This is a genomic window from Streptomyces sp. AC627_RSS907, from assembly GCF_019049165.1.
Genome location: NZ_JAGMUE010000067.1, coordinates 21,695 through 35,268, shown reverse-complemented (window position 1 = coordinate 35,268; position 13,574 = coordinate 21,695). Strand labels below are relative to the sequence as shown.

General features: G+C 74.2%; 15 protein-coding genes and 1 pseudogene. 8 read left to right on the top strand and 8 right to left on the bottom strand.

Features of this window, described 5'->3' with window-relative positions:
• Positions 1 to 1,084, top strand: a 1,084-nt coding sequence (locus KUM32_RS17165) for a S1 family peptidase (protein ID WP_217142783.1), incomplete at its 5' end; no start/stop codon positions are given.
• Positions 1,085 to 1,180: 96 nt separating this feature from the next.
• Here KUM32_RS17165 and KUM32_RS17160 read toward each other — a convergent pair.
• The 4 genes from KUM32_RS17160 to KUM32_RS17145 form a co-directional block, all read right to left on the bottom strand.
• Positions 1,181 to 1,612 (bottom strand): hypothetical protein, encoded by a 432-nt coding sequence (locus tag KUM32_RS17160; RefSeq protein WP_217142782.1) that lies wholly within the window; start codon positions 1,610 to 1,612, stop codon positions 1,181 to 1,183.
• A gap of 221 nt (positions 1,613 to 1,833) precedes the next feature.
• Positions 1,834 to 3,213 (bottom strand): cation:proton antiporter, encoded by a 1,380-nt coding sequence (locus KUM32_RS17155; protein WP_217142781.1) that lies wholly within the window; start codon positions 3,211 to 3,213, stop codon positions 1,834 to 1,836.
• A gap of 678 nt (positions 3,214 to 3,891) precedes the next feature.
• A complete protein-coding gene (locus tag KUM32_RS17150; protein WP_217142780.1) occupies positions 3,892 to 4,086 on the bottom strand; it encodes a hypothetical protein in 195 nt (64 codons plus the stop codon).
• 274 nt (positions 4,087 to 4,360) lie between these two features.
• On the bottom strand, positions 4,361 to 5,602 hold the full coding sequence (locus KUM32_RS17145; RefSeq protein WP_217142779.1) for a cytochrome P450: 1,242 nt from the start codon (positions 5,600 to 5,602) through the stop codon (positions 4,361 to 4,363).
• 336 nt (positions 5,603 to 5,938) lie between these two features.
• On the opposite strand from KUM32_RS17145, the gene KUM32_RS17140 reads away from it, so the two are divergent.
• Positions 5,939 to 6,313, top strand: a complete 375-nt coding sequence (locus KUM32_RS17140; protein WP_217142778.1) for a peptidase M23 — start codon at positions 5,939 to 5,941, stop codon at positions 6,311 to 6,313.
• 54 nt (positions 6,314 to 6,367) lie between these two features.
• Here KUM32_RS17140 and KUM32_RS17135 read toward each other — a convergent pair whose 3' ends face one another.
• Both KUM32_RS17135 and KUM32_RS17130 read right to left on the bottom strand, forming a co-directional pair.
• Positions 6,368 to 6,985: a hypothetical protein gene (locus tag KUM32_RS17135; RefSeq protein ID WP_217142777.1), complete on the bottom strand. Its 618-nt coding sequence runs from the start codon at positions 6,983 to 6,985 to the stop codon at positions 6,368 to 6,370.
• Positions 6,986 to 7,119: 134 nt separating this feature from the next.
• Positions 7,120 to 7,533: an SRPBCC family protein gene (locus KUM32_RS17130; RefSeq protein WP_217142776.1), complete on the bottom strand. Its 414-nt coding sequence runs from the start codon at positions 7,531 to 7,533 to the stop codon at positions 7,120 to 7,122.
• A gap of 193 nt (positions 7,534 to 7,726) precedes the next feature.
• Here KUM32_RS17130 and KUM32_RS17125 point away from each other — a divergent pair, with 193 nt between their 5' ends.
• The gene (locus KUM32_RS17125) at positions 7,727 to 8,908 is read left to right on the top strand and encodes a PP2C family protein-serine/threonine phosphatase (protein ID WP_217142775.1); all 1,182 of its coding nucleotides are present in this window, start codon (positions 7,727 to 7,729) and stop codon (positions 8,906 to 8,908) included.
• Positions 8,909 to 8,936: 28 nt separating this feature from the next.
• Here KUM32_RS17125 and KUM32_RS17120 read toward each other — a convergent pair whose 3' ends face one another.
• Positions 8,937 to 9,263, bottom strand: a complete 327-nt coding sequence (locus tag KUM32_RS17120) for a hypothetical protein (RefSeq protein ID WP_217142774.1) — start codon at positions 9,261 to 9,263, stop codon at positions 8,937 to 8,939.
• 166 nt (positions 9,264 to 9,429) lie between these two features.
• On the opposite strand from KUM32_RS17120, the pseudogene KUM32_RS17115 reads away from it, so the two are divergent.
• From KUM32_RS17115 to KUM32_RS17105, 3 genes and pseudogenes are all read left to right on the top strand, one after another.
• Positions 9,430 to 10,119, top strand: a pseudogene (locus KUM32_RS17115) (nucleotidyltransferase family protein); the annotation flags it as partial.
• 143 nt (positions 10,120 to 10,262) lie between these two features.
• Positions 10,263 to 10,559, top strand: coding sequence for a BON domain-containing protein (locus tag KUM32_RS17110; RefSeq protein WP_217142772.1), 297 nt, complete (start codon positions 10,263 to 10,265; stop codon positions 10,557 to 10,559).
• On the top strand, positions 10,559 to 11,284 hold the full coding sequence (locus KUM32_RS17105; protein WP_217142771.1) for a metallophosphoesterase: 726 nt from the start codon (positions 10,559 to 10,561) through the stop codon (positions 11,282 to 11,284). Before KUM32_RS17110 ends, KUM32_RS17105 begins: the two co-directional genes overlap by 1 nt.
• A 15-nt stretch (positions 11,285 to 11,299) precedes the next feature.
• Here the strand turns inward: KUM32_RS17105 and KUM32_RS17100 are convergent, their stop codons facing one another.
• Positions 11,300 to 11,938, bottom strand: coding sequence for an N-acetyltransferase (locus KUM32_RS17100; RefSeq protein ID WP_217142770.1), 639 nt, complete (start codon positions 11,936 to 11,938; stop codon positions 11,300 to 11,302).
• Between the two features lie 308 nt (positions 11,939 to 12,246).
• Here KUM32_RS17100 and KUM32_RS17095 point away from each other — a divergent pair, with 308 nt between their 5' ends.
• On the top strand, positions 12,247 to 12,780 hold the full coding sequence (locus tag KUM32_RS17095; RefSeq protein ID WP_217142769.1) for a DoxX family protein: 534 nt from the start codon (positions 12,247 to 12,249) through the stop codon (positions 12,778 to 12,780).
• A gap of 103 nt (positions 12,781 to 12,883) precedes the next feature.
• The gene (locus KUM32_RS17090) at positions 12,884 to 13,447 is read left to right on the top strand and encodes a hemerythrin domain-containing protein (RefSeq protein ID WP_217142768.1); all 564 of its coding nucleotides are present in this window, start codon (positions 12,884 to 12,886) and stop codon (positions 13,445 to 13,447) included.
• Positions 13,448 to 13,574 lie beyond the last annotated feature (127 nt).

The window sequence follows — 13,574 nt, the reverse complement described above, 5'->3', positions numbered from 1 at the left end:
CTCCCCCTCCCCCGGCTCCCCCGGCTCCTCAGCGGCGGAGCCGGCCGCCTCCGCCGGTCTTCTCGAGGCCATGCGGCGGGACTTCGGTCTCACCGCGGCCGAGGCCGAGGACCGGCTCGCCGCCGAACGCCGTGCCACCGGCCTCGCACCCGAGGCGCGCCGGGCCGCCGGGAACGCCTTCGGCGGCTCGTGGTTCGACGCCGACGCCGGGCGGCTGACCGTCGCCGTCACCTCGGACGCGGCGCCCGCGACGGTACGGGCGGTGCGCGCCACCGGCGCGCTGGTCCGCACCGTGCAGCACAGCGAGCGGCAGCTCGACGCGGCCAAGACACGCATCGACCGCCTGGACGCCCCCGCCGGCGTCAGCAGTTGGCACGTCGACCCGGCCGCCAACGCGGTGGTCGTCGACGTGGTGGCGGGCGAGCGCGCCGACAACGATGTCCGGCGGTTCGTGGACCGGGCCCGCGAGGCCGGCCCGGTCACGGTGCGGACGGTGCCGTCGGCGCCGCGGACCTTCGCGGCGGGCACGGTCGGCGGCGACCCGTACTACACCGGCAACGTCCGCTGCTCCATCGGCTTCTCGGTGCACGGCGGATTCGTCACCGCCGGGCACTGCGGCCGGGCGGGCGCCGGCGTCAGCGGCTGGGACCGCTCGTACATCGGCACGTTTCAGGGCTCGTCGTTCCCCGAGAACGACTACGCCTGGGTCAGTGTGGGCAGCGGCTGGTGGACGGTGCCGGTCGTCCTGGGCTGGGGCACGGTCTCCGACCAGCTCGTGCGCGGTTCGAACGAGGCACCCGTCGGCGCCTCGGTGTGCCGCTCCGGCTCCACCACCCACTGGCACTGCGGCACCGTGCTGGCCAAGAACGAGACGGTCAACTACAGCCAGGGCGCGGTGCGCCAGATGACGAAGACCAGCGTCTGCGCCGAGGGCGGCGACTCGGGAGGCTCCTTCATCAGCGGCGACCAGGCACAGGGCGTCACCTCGGGCGGCTGGGGCAACTGCTCCGGCGGCGGGGAGACCTGGTTCCAGCCCGTCAACGAGATACTGGGCCGCTACGGGCTCACCCTGCACACCGCCTGACCAGGGGGCGGTGGGAGGGCTCCGCCGGGCGCCCGGCGGAGCCCTCCCCCACCCGGGCCACCTGGCGGAAACGGATCAGGCGTCGCACGACTCCGGTCAGGCGTCGTACGACTCCGGCCCCTCGGGACCGGTGGCCGCGGTCAACCGGCGGTAGGCGGCCCGGGCGTGGCGGAGCCGGGCCAGCGCCGTGCCGACCAGGGTCGCGCCGAGCAGACAGGCCAGCCAGAGCGCGTCCCGCCGGCCGGCCCAGGTCAGTGTGCCGGCCGGCGGGACGGCGAAGCCGTTGAGGGACAGCCAGCACAGGACGGCCGTCCCCGGGGCGGCCGTGAACCGGGCGCAGAGTCCGAGCACGGCCGCCAGCAGGGAGAGCACGGCCAGCGCGAGCCCCGGGCGGCCCGCGCCCACGACGCCGTTGAGCAGCGCCACCAGGACGAGCGCGCCACCGAAGGCGCCCGCCCACACCAGGGGAGCGGCGACCGGCCGGGGAACGGGTCTGGCACCGCCGGCCAGGGGCACCCACTCGATCATGCTGACGGCTCCTTCCGGTCCCGGCCGGCTCCGACCACGGCATCGGACACCGATCCTGCGGTCAGATTGTCCCACCGGGGCGCGGGGTGAGGTGACGGCCGGGGCAGGTGACCGGCGCTCACCCGGGCGATCGCGACGCCGGTGTCCGCGTGGCCGCCGGCCGGCTCGGGTCCGCCGCGCCAGGCGGACACCGGCCGGGCCGCCGGGACCGTACCCCGGCCCTACCGCCCGCCCTCCGCGCGCGCCGAAGACGCCGAGGAGGCCGGGGAGGCCGGGGAGGCCGGGGACGCCGAGGAGGCCGGGGACGCCGAGGAGGCCGGGGACGCCGAGTACGGGGCGGAGCCGGCCGCGGGCATCGACGCGTCGCCGTCCCGCGGGTCCCCGCCACGGCGGCCGGCCGGAGTCCCGGCCCGCCTGCGCGCGCCGGGCAGCAGTCGGCCGGCCGCCCGCAGGGCACCGGCGAGCAGGTGCGCCCGTGCCGCGACGACGGGGCCGAGGACGGCCAGGACCAGCACGTAACCGGCGATGAAGGGGGCGAGCCGCCCGTCGAGCCCCGCCCCCGCGGCCATCGCGGCCAGGATCAGCGCGAACTCCCCGCGGGCGACCAGGGTGGTGGCGATCTCGGCCGCGGGCTGGGCACCGTAGCGGTACACACGGGCGACGCACAGTCCGGCGAGGACGTTCATGACGACGGTCAGTGCCGCGGCCGCGGCGACCGGGCCGGCGACGGAGGCGAGGTCGTCGGGGTCGATGGCGAGTCCGAAGGCGAAGAAGAAGATCGCCGCGAAGGCGTCCCGGAGCGGGTGCACCAGTTCGCGGATCCGTGGCCCGGACGGGGTGCCGGCGAGGATCAGCCCCACCATGAAGGCGCCGATGGCGTCGGCGACGCCGAGGACCTCGGAGACACCGGCGACCAGCACGGCGGCCCCGAGGAAGCTGATGACGAGCAGTTCGTCGTCCCGGGTCGCGATGAGACGGCCCACGAGCCGCGTGCCGTAGCGGGCCGCGGCGGCCAGTGCCAGCAGGAAGCCGAAGGCCTTGCCGGCCTGCAGGGCCGTGTCCACGACGCCGTGCGCGCCCGCGACGACCGGCTGGAGGGCGGCCAGGTACAGCGCGAGGAAGATGTCCTCCACGACGATGACACCGAGGATCAGACGGGTCTCCGGGCGGCCGATCCGGCCCAGGTCGATGAGGATCTTGGTGACGATCGCGGAGGACGAGATGCCGAGCACGCCGGCGAGCACCAGCGCCTCCCGCACGCCCCAGCCGAGGACGAACCCGAAGCCGAGGCCGGCGCCCACGTTCAGCAGCAGGTAGACGCCGCCCGCGGTCAGCAGCCGTTTGCCGCCGCTCCTGAGGTCGTCGAGGTGGAACTCCAGCCCCAGGTAGAAGAGCAGCAGCACCAGTCCGAGCGCGGAGAGCATCTCGAAGTCGTGCGCGTCCTCGACCAGGACGAAGCCCGGGGTGTGGGGGCCGAGCAGGATGCCGGCGAGCATGAAGAGGGGAATCGTCGGAAGTCCGATCCTGCCGCCGAGACGGGCGAGGAACGCGGCGGCCAGAAAGGCACCGCCCATGGCGAGCAGAGTGTCAGCGTGTCCCACGGGTCACCGCCTTCGACCGTACGGAGGGCCGGAAGGGCTTCACTTGACGGGGATGGATACGGGTTCTCCTTCACCTGTGACGCGTGATCTGTCCAACGGCGGGGCGCCGTCGGCCGGCGCCGGTGCCACGACACCGCTCCCGGATCCGACGGGGCGCCGGCCGGACGCCGACGCGCACGGACGGACGGGTGCCGCACCAGGGCCCCTCGTCCGTGGCGGTACACCGCGACGGTCACCGGTCGCCCCCGGCACGCGGGGCGCGGACAGCGCCCCCGGAACGAGCCACGCGTCGCCACCCGTGAGCGGGCGGGACGGGGCGCCCTGCCGCAACGTCCCCGGCCCCCGGGAAGACCCCCGGGGCACGGCGTCGCTCCACGGTCACACGCGGGGCGCGCACACGGCCATCGGGGACGACACCCACATACGCCGGTGGCCGACACCCATCGGCACGCCGGGACGGCGGCTTCCCGCCTCGTCGGCGTGGGGCCGCGCCGGATGAAGGGGGGTCAGGTCGGGTCCGCCGCGAAGGGGTGCCGCGGGACGCCCCGCTGTCCGGCTCCTGGGTCCGGCTCCGGGGTCCGGCTCCGGGGTCTCGCCCGGTCGGCGGGCACGCCGGCCACCGTACGCCGTCCGCCCCGCCGCGGGCTGCGGCGGGGCGGACTCTGTGCGGACGGTCCGTCAGCACGGCGTGGCTGCCATCAACTTCTCGAACGAAGCCATGCAGTCCGGGCAGTGACGTGCCCGTTCGCCGTCGGATGCTTCGATACGTTCGCGGAGCTTCTGTCCGCAGAGGGTGGCCGCGGCCTGTTTGGCCATCACGTGCCACACCAACGCTCCGCCCGCCTTCTCCGGGCCCACGCACATTTCGTACATGTTCGGCCTCCCAGCCTGGACGCCGCTGACACCCTCCAGAAGACACCGGATCGCCCGTGACCAGTAGCGCTCAGGGGCCATTCGGGTGACGCTCGCGTCGTCCGCCCGGGTCGGTGACCCACCCGCACGGTTACGAACGATCAGCCAACCGGCCATACACCGGTGGGCGTCTGACGAGGCGTCGACGCAGGCGGACGGGCGCCGGTCGTCGCCCCGCCCACCGGCTCCCACACCGCCTTCCCGGTGCAGCACCGGCTCGGTGTCGGGCGACATGTCAGGGGACGCGTACGCCGGTGACGGCGAAGCCGCTGCGCGGGCGGGTCGGGACGCGGCGCAGCGGGATGCGCAGGTCCTGGTCGGGGACGGTGTACTCCAGGCGGGCCAGCCGCACCGCGAGGGACTCCAGCAGGCCCACGGTGATGCGCTCGCCGGGGCAGCGGTGACCGGTGGCGGGGTCGCCGCCGCCCTGCGGGATCAGTTCGTCGCGCTCGGCGGGCCGGTCCAGGAACCGCTCGGGCCGGAAGGCGTAGGGGTCGCCCCAGAGTTCCTCGTCGTGGTTCTGGCCGTACACGTCGAGCAGCAGGATCCCTCCTGCGGGGACCGATGCGCCGTGCCAGGTCAGCTCGGTGACGGTCCGGCCGCCGAGGAACGGGGCGAACGGATAGAAGCGGCGGACCTCGTGCGCGAACGCCGTGGCGAAGGCGCCGTCACCGGCGCGCAGTCGTTCCCGGTGCTCCGGCCACCGGTGCAGGGCGTGGGCGGCGAAGGCCACGAACCAGCTCACGGCGGCGGTGGGGCGCAGGACGTTCAGCAGTTCCACCGCCGCCGTCCCGGCGTCCAGCGGTCCGCCCGGGGTGTCGTGATGCCGGGCCACGCGCTCGAGCACCGAGTCCGCGGGGGCGGTGACGGCCCCGGAGCGCACGTCCTCGACCAGGCGGGCCAACCGCTCTTCCTGCCGGGCGCGGGCGCGGCGGGCCCGCAGGTGGAGCGGTCCCGGGGTGGCGAAACCGTCGACCATCGCGACGAGGTCCCGCGCCAGTGGCTCCGCGTCGAAGGCCCCGGACGGAAGCCCGGCCCAGCGGCAGACGCCACGGGTGAGCACCACGCCCGCCGCGTCGAACAGCACGACGCGGGGGCGTCCGCTCCAGGCGCGTACGGCCTCGTCCCAAGCGGCGGTGACGTGTTCGGTGAGGCCGGCGACCCGGTCGGGGTCGAGCAGCGGCAGGAACAGTTCCTTGCGGGTGCGGTGGGCGCCCCCGTCGAGGGTGTGGACCGCGCCCTGTCCGAACAGGGTGTCCAGCACGGGTGCGGGGATGGCGCCGTGGCGGTGGACGTGTCCCTCGTCGTAGAAGAAGCGCACGGCCTCCGGGCCGCGCACGGCGAGCGCGGGCCTGCCGAGCAGCCGGGTGCGCACGACGGAGTCGGGACTGTCGCGCATGCGGTTGGGCAGCCAGGCGTATCCCTCGGTGAGCAGTGCCAGGGTGCGGTCCAGCTTCGGGCAGTGGTGTGCGTGCATGGCCAGTGAGTGCCCCGGGCCGCGGCGCGGACACCTGGGCTGTCGGGTCGCGTGCCCCACCGGATCACCGGCGCCCTGACACTTGTCAGGAACACCGGTGTCCCAGTCGTCCCTACAGTGCTCGGTGCGGGCCGCGCGGTACACGGTCGAGCCGAGAGCGGACGGCCGACAGCGGACGGGCCGACAGGCCGACAGGCCGACAGGCCGACAGCGGACGAGCCGTACGAGACCGGCGACGTCCGCTCCGGGCCGTCCCGTCGGCACGACAGGATCGCGGCTCCGCCGCGCCGCGGCCGGTCGCGGCGACCGGTCACTCACCACCTGGGGGAACCACACATGAAGCGACGGACGCACCACTGCTCCACCGCGCTGGCCGCGGCCGCGCTCACCGTCGGCGCGCTCGCCACCACGGCCCAGGCAGTCCCGGCCGCTCCGCGCGGCGGGGACCCGGCGCTCACCGACGTCTACATCTGGGCCGGGGACGTCAAGCTGCGCCAGCAGCCCACCACCGACTCCCCCGTACTCGCGGTCCGCTCCGCCTCCTGGCTGGACGCCGTCTGCCAGAAGCGGGGGCAGTACGTGGACGACCCGGCCGTCGGCGGCAACGGCTGGTGGACGGCCGTGCAGGAGTTCTCGGGGAGCGACATCGCCTGGGTCAGCAACCTGTACCTGCGGGGCGGCGAGAAGATCGCCGGCGTACCGGACTGCTGACGGGCGCCGGAGCACACCACGGGGCGGGCCGGTCCACCGGCCCGCCCCACGCGTTCAGTACAGCTTGTCCACGGCCGTGACCGTGGTGGCCCTGAAGTCGGCCACCTGCGCGTGCTCGAAGGTGCCCATCTGGCCCCACTGGACGACGGTGACGGTCCTGCCGTCCCGGCCGACCGAGAACAGGCCGATGTCGGAGGCGCCCCACTCGGCGACCGTGTGGACGCCGTAGACGTGGGCCCCCTCCTCCACGTTCAGCCGGCCGTAGTACTTCTGCGTGGCGGTGATGTCGGGGTACCGCTCCATCACCTCGCGCGCGCAGTCCGCGAGGTCCGCGCGCAGCAGGGCGGCGAGTTCCTCGGCCCGCCGCGTGCTGCGCTCGACGACCGTGACCTGGAGGGCGCCGGTGTCGTACTCGGTCCAGTACCGGCGGTGGGACGCGGTGGACGGCAGCGCCTCGCCGACGCACATCGGCAGCGGGTCGGGCTGCCCGGCGGTGACCGGTCCGGCGTACCAGTCGGAGCTGCGGTGCGGCGGCAGTTCGCTCGGCTGCAGGAAGGCGGGCGGGCCGGGTTCCGGCGTGGCCGCGGTCGCCGGGACGGCGGCCACGGCGACGGCCGCGCCGGCCGCCAGCGCGGCCACGGCGAGGCGGACTCCTCGGGATCGGACGTGCATGTTTCCCCCAGGTCGGTTCGTCGGTGTCGTACGTTCCTTCCCTGTACGACCCGACATGACCGGCATGGGTTGCCCTCTTCACCCGTTACGGTTTCGTCCCGGATGTCACCGGCGGGCAACGGCGGCCCTGTCCGTCACCCGGCCGCGTCGTCCGTGCCCATCCGTACCTGCTCCTCCAGTCGCCGCAGGCTGGTGTCGAGGGCGTCGGCGACCGCGCGTTGCCCCGGGTCGTGATCCTCGTCGAAGAAGGACAGGTGCACCGTCACCTCACTGGCCCCGCTGTCGAGGCCGGCGACCTGGAGCCAGCCGGCGTAGCTGCCCTGGTCGCGGGTGCCCCATTCGAGCCGCATCTGCTCGGGCCGGGCGCTCAGCAGAGCGGAGGTGTCCTGGTCGGTGCGGTCCTCGTGCACGGTGACGGCGGGCGGGTCCTCGGGCTCCACGTGCAGGTCCCGGGGGAGCCAGGTGTCCAGCCGGCCGACGTTCGCGACCTGGTCGAAGATCTGCTCGGGCTGGGCGGGCATGGTGCGGGAACGCTCGTACTCGGTCATGTGGCACCACTCCTCAGGTACTCGGGGCGTACGCCGGACGCGTGCCCTGTCTGCGCGGGCCGAAGCGCGCGGCGGGTGAGCCACCGGCATGTGCTCCGCACGGCGGGCGAGGCGGGGCGCGCGGTGACAGACTGCTGCGCAGCGCGGCCCGTCACGGCGGGTTCCTCAACGGGGGCCGACGAGGGGAGGCCAGGTGTCGACGTCAGAGGCGAGCGACGCGCTGCTGCTGCGGTTCCTCGCCGACCCGGCCCACCTGACGCTGGAACTGGCCGCCGCGGTGACCCACTGCGCCCAGGCCCTGGGTCTGCCGCACGCGGTGGTCTACCTGTCCGACCTGCAGCAACGGCGTCTCATTCCGCAGACCGACGTGGTGTCGCCCCTCCCCGTCGACGGCTCGCTCGCGGGCTGGGCGTACCGTACGCAGTCGCTGCGGGTGGAGGAGTCCGAGACGGGCGGCGTCACGGCGTGGCTGCCCCTGCTGGACGGTGCCGAGCGGCTCGGTGTGCTGGCCGTGCACGCGTCGGCGCTCACCGCGGCCACGCTGACCCGGAGCCGGGCGCTGGCCTCCCTCCTGGCGATGATGATCAGCTCGAAGCGGGCGTTCGAGGACTCCCTGGTCCGGCACACCCGCACGGAACAGATGCGGTTGCCCTCCGAGATGCTGCGCGCGTTCCTGCCCCCACGCACCATCGGCAACGCCCACGTCGTGTCGACGGCCGTCCTGGAACCGGCCTACGAGATCGGTGGGGACGCCTTCGACCACTCCCTCACCCGGACGACGTTGCACGTCGCGGTGATCGACTCCATGGGACACGACCTGGCCTCCGGGCTGACCAGCGCGGTCGCGCTGGCCGCCTGCCGCAACGCCCGGCGCAACGGGGCCGACCTGCCCGAGCTCGTGGAGTCCGTGGACGACGCGCTGTCGCGCTGGCTGCCGGACCAGTACTGCACCGCGGTCCTCGCCCAGCTGGAGTTCGAGACCGGTCTGCTGCGCTGGAGCAACTGCGGTCACCCCGCGCCCCTGCTGATCAGGGGTGAGCAGTTGCTCGTCGACGCCCTGGCGCGGGAGGCGGATCCGCCGATGGGCGTGCCCGCCCGGATGTACCCCGGGCCGCGCCTGACGCACGAGACACGTCTGGAGCCGGGTGACCGCGTGATGGTGTACACCGACGGGGTCACCGAGGCGCGCACCCGGGAGGAGGAGCTGTTCGGGCTCGAACGCTTCGCCGACTACGTCATCCGGGCCATGGCCGGCGGCGAGCTGGCGCCGGAGACACTGCGGCGCCTGATCCACTCGATCCTGGACTCGCAGACCGGCCGGTTGCGGGACGACGCCACGATCCTGATGTTCGAATGGCGGCCGCCGGACTGCTGACGTCCCGGCGCCGCGGGCGCCCGATGCGTCAGACCGCATGCCCCCGGGCCCGCAGCCAGCCGTGCACGGCGTCCTTGTCGGCCGGCGTGATCCGGACCGGGCCCTCGACATAGGGGCCCTCGTCCTCCGTGAAGCCGGTGTCCGTGATCCTGGCCGTGACCCAGGTGGCCAGGTCCTGGGCGGCGCCCTCGGACAGGGCGCCCCGTTCCCAGCCGGTGCGGGCCTCACGGGCCGCGGCGGGGTCGTGCCGCTCGGTCTCCGCCAGCCAGGCCGCCACCAGCCGTTCCACGGTCCGGCGGCCCGCCCGTTCACTCTTCACGTCCTGGTCGTCTTTCATGTCGCGTTCGTCGCTCATGCCGCTCGAGTGCCCCGGATCCGCCGGGAACGCCTCATGTCCGGGGGCGCCCCTCGTGTCGGCGGTGACACGCCGGGTACCCGCACGCCAGGGAGGGCCACCGGGACGGTCCGCACCAGCGCACAGCCGGGGAGCATCCGGGGAACAGCTTGGAAAGGGGACAGTGATGACGCAGCCCGCCGACGACCACGCTCTCGACCAGCGCGCCGGCGTATCCGAGCTCCGTCTGGCGGCGGGGGACCCCGGACTCGTGCCCCAGAACGACGCACGCCATGAGGACCTCCCGCTCGACCGCAACCAGGCGATCCTGCAGGCCGCCAAGCAGGTGGGGTCGATCCTGAAGAAGAACGAGCACCCGTTCGCGCTGGCCGGCAGCGTCGCCGTCTACGCGCACGGCGGCACCCAGAACCTCCAGCACGACGTCGACTTCTGCATCCGGCCCGACGACGCGGAGGCCGTCGCCGCCACGCTGCGGGAGGCCGGACTGGTGGTCTACACGCCGCCCGAGGACTGGCTGCTGAAGGCCCACTGCCTGGGACAGCAGGTCGACCTCATCTTCGAGCTGGCGCACGAGCCCGTCACGGCGGAGCTGCTGGCCCGGGCGCAGGAGCTGTCGGTCGACTCGGTGCTCATGCCCGTCCTGTCGCCGACCGATCTGCTGCGCGGTCTGCTGGCGGCCTTCTCGGAGCACCACTGCGACTTCGGGGCGGTGCTGCCGATCGCCCGCACGCTGCGGGAGAAGATCGACTGGGGCCAGTTGCGCCGGGACTGCGGGGACGCCCCGATGCCGGCCGCGTTCTTCTTCATCCTCGAACGGCTGGAGATCATCTCCCCGGCCGGCCCGGGTCCGGCGGCCGGCACCCCGGCCGGTCCCACGGCGGGTCCGGCTGCCGGACCCACGGCCGGACCCGCTGCCGGTCCCACGGCCGGACCCGCTGCCGGTCCCACGGCCGGACCCGCTGCCGGTCCCACGGCCGGTCCCGCGAAGGAGGGACAGTGATGAGCGACCCCGTCGCACACCAGGGCCCCGCGGCGAGTGGCCCCGCTTCCGCGGCCGGGAACGTCGAGTACCGCGTCGCCCACCTGCGCGACCGGCTCGCCGCGGAGGAGCTCGGCGAACTCGGCGTACGGGCCGAGATCCGGGCCGGGGCGATCGTGATCACCGGCACGGTGCCCTCGGCGCAGTGCCGCGAGACCCTCCTGCGGGTCGCCCACGAGGAGTTGGCCGGTCTCACCGTGCACGCCGATGTCGTGGTGGCGGAGACCACCCGGCCCGACCATGCGGAGGAGCTGTGATGATCCGCGTCGCCGCCGTCGGAGACATCCACATGGGGCTGGACAGCCAGGGGCTGCTGCGGCCCGCCTTCGAGACCCTGCCAGACTGCGCCGACCTGCTGCTGCTCGCCGGCGACCTCACCCGGCACGGCACCCCGGAGGAGGCGCGCGTGGTGGCACAGGAAGTACGCGACCTGCCGGTGCCGGTGGTGGCCGTCCTCGGCAACCACGACCACCACGACGAACAGCCCGAGAAGGTCACCGCCCTCCTCCAGGACGCCGGCGTGACGGTCCTGGAGGGTGAGGGGACCGTCGTGGAGTGCGCGGGGACCCGGGTGGGGATCGCCGGGACCAAGGGGTTCGGCGGCGGTTTCGTCGGGCGCAGCGCGGGAGAGTTCGGCGAGCCGATCATGAAGGAGTTCGTCCGCACCACGCGCCGCTCGGCGGACAGCCTGCACGCCGCGCTGAAGGAACTGGACGACGAGGGCTGCGCGGCCCGGGTGGCGCTGACGCACTTCTCCCCCGTCGCCGACACGCTCGCCGGGGAGCCGCCGGAGATCCACCCGTTCCTCGGCAGCTACCTGCTGGCCGAGGCGATCGACACCGCGGGCGCGGACCTGGCCGTCCACGGCCACGCCCACCTGGGCTCGGAGCACGGGATGACGGCGGGCGGGGTGCGGGTGCGCAACGTGGCCCAGCCGGTGATCCGCCGTGCCTTCAACGTCTACCGGCTGGGCGTCGCCTGACCACCGCCCGGCGCGTCAGGACCGACCCGTGTCCCGCGTCGAACGTCCGAGGCAGGTGACGTCCGCGGGATCCAGACCGGCCGCCTCGATCACGTGGAAACCCATCGTGTCGTAGAAGGCCCGCGCGGGTGTGTTGGCCGTCGCCATGACCAGGTGGACGGCCGGCACCCCGCGTTCCCGCAGCGCCCGCCAGAACGTCCGCATCAGGGTCCGCCCGTGCCCGCGGCCCTGCCACTCGGGCAACAGGTCGATGTGCAGATGGGCCGGGTACGCGGCCAGCTCGGGGACGATCATCCGCTCCGGGTCGTGCAGCAGGCCGGCGATGACCTCGTCCGGGGTGGCGGGCGGTCCCTTCGGCGCCGGATGGCGGTCCGCGACCCGCGGCAGCCACCGGGTGCGGAACTCCGCGGCGAAGCGCGGGGTGTCCGCCGTGCCGAGGACGTAGCCGACCGCCCGGCCCTGCCCGTCGTCCAGCACGAAGGCCAGGTCCGGGTCCAGGTGGACGTAGGGGGCGGCGAAGACGGCGGGCAGGACGGCGGGGTCGGCGTACACGGGCCGGCTGTCCCCGCCGTTGTGCCCGGTGCGGATGCAGATGTCGTCGAGGTCCCGGGCGTCGGCGGGACGGTACGGGCGTACGGTGGCAGTCGAGGTCACCCCCCGTATCCTGCCCGGCTTGGGAGCGCTCCCACAAGAGGTCGTCCGGCTCGGGGTGCACGATGTCCCTCCCGCCCGTCAGCGCGGGCACTGCGCCGGATGCGCCGCCCCGGCGCCGTGCCGGCGAGCCTCCGGCCGCGGCTCCTCACCGGCCTGTGAACTGCGCGGAAACCGCACGGCGCGGTGCCTGCGGACGCCGGGGCCGCGCCGGACGCCGAATGGCGCCGACCGGTCCGGGCACCCGATGATCCCAGTGGGCACCGCGCCCCTGGTGATCCGACGGCCCTTGGAGAGAGCGAGAGAGCCTCATGAGTCTTCTGCGTATGGTCGGCCGCCCGATGCTCGCCTCGATGTTCGTCGCGGGCGGGCTGCACGCGCTGCGCAGGCCGGGGGACCTGGCCCCGGCCGCCGAGCCGGTCGTACGGGCGGTGACCGAGCGGGTGACGGTGCTGCCCGACAGCACGGAACACCTCGTACGGCTCAACGGCGCCGTACACGTCGTGGGCGGGGCCCTGCTCGGACTCGGCCGCTGTCCGCGCCCGGCCGCGCTGGCCCTCGCGGCGACGCTGGTCCCCACCACCTTGGCGGCCCACCGCTACTGGGAGGCGGAGGACCCGTCCGAGCGCGCCCAGCAGCGCATCCACTTCCTGAAGAACCTGTCCATGATGGGCGGCCTGCTGATCGCGGCCGACGACACCGGCAGTGCCCCCTCGCTGCTGTGGCGCGGACGTCACGCCGCCCGGGGTCTGCGGCACGACGCCCACCTGGTGCGCCGCTCGGTCCGGGCCACCGCCCGCCCCGCGGCGACGGCGGGTGGTGTCCGGGCCAGGCTGGGCGTCTGAGCCGGACCGCACGAACCGGGCGTTAGCCCACCGGGTGCGGGGGGACCCGACGCCCGTGGCGGGTCGGGTCCCGTAACCGCCACGACCTTGACGGAGGTGAGACATGGGACACGGAGGAAACGTCATCGACGAGCTGACGACCGATCACCGTGAGGTCGAGGAGCTCTTCGGCAAGATCGAGGCGCTGCCGTCCGGTCACAAGGACCGCAAGCTGTACGCCGATCAGGTCACGATCGAGCTGGTCCGGCACTCTGTGGCGGAGGAGGCGTATCTCTACCCGGCCGTGCGTGAGCACGTGCCGAACGGGGGCGCCCTCGCGGACAAGGAGCTCCAGGACCACGCCCAGGCCGAGCAGATCATGAAGGACCTGGAGGGCTGCGCGGCGGACGACGCCGAGTTCGACCGCTTGGTCGGCATGCTGATGAGCGAGATCCGTGAGCACGTCGCCGACGAGGAGGGCAACCTCTTCCCGAGGCTCCGCGAGGCGTGTCCCGCGGACGCCCTGGACCGGCTGGGCGACAAGGTCCGCCAGGCGAAGAAGACGGCGCCGACGCGACCGCACCCGTCCGCCCCGGACAAGCCGCCGATGAACAAGCTTTTGGCGCCCGGTGCGGGGATGGTCGACCGGGTACGGGACGCGCTGTCCGGACGGGGCAAGTCCGGCTGAGCGCGCGCACCGGAACGTCGTGCGAGGGGCCCGTCGCCGTGGACGGGCCCCTCACCCGTGTCACGGTGGGGGTACGCGCGTGCTCGTCGTCGTGTGCCGTACGGGCGTACGTGCTCGCCGTGCCGTC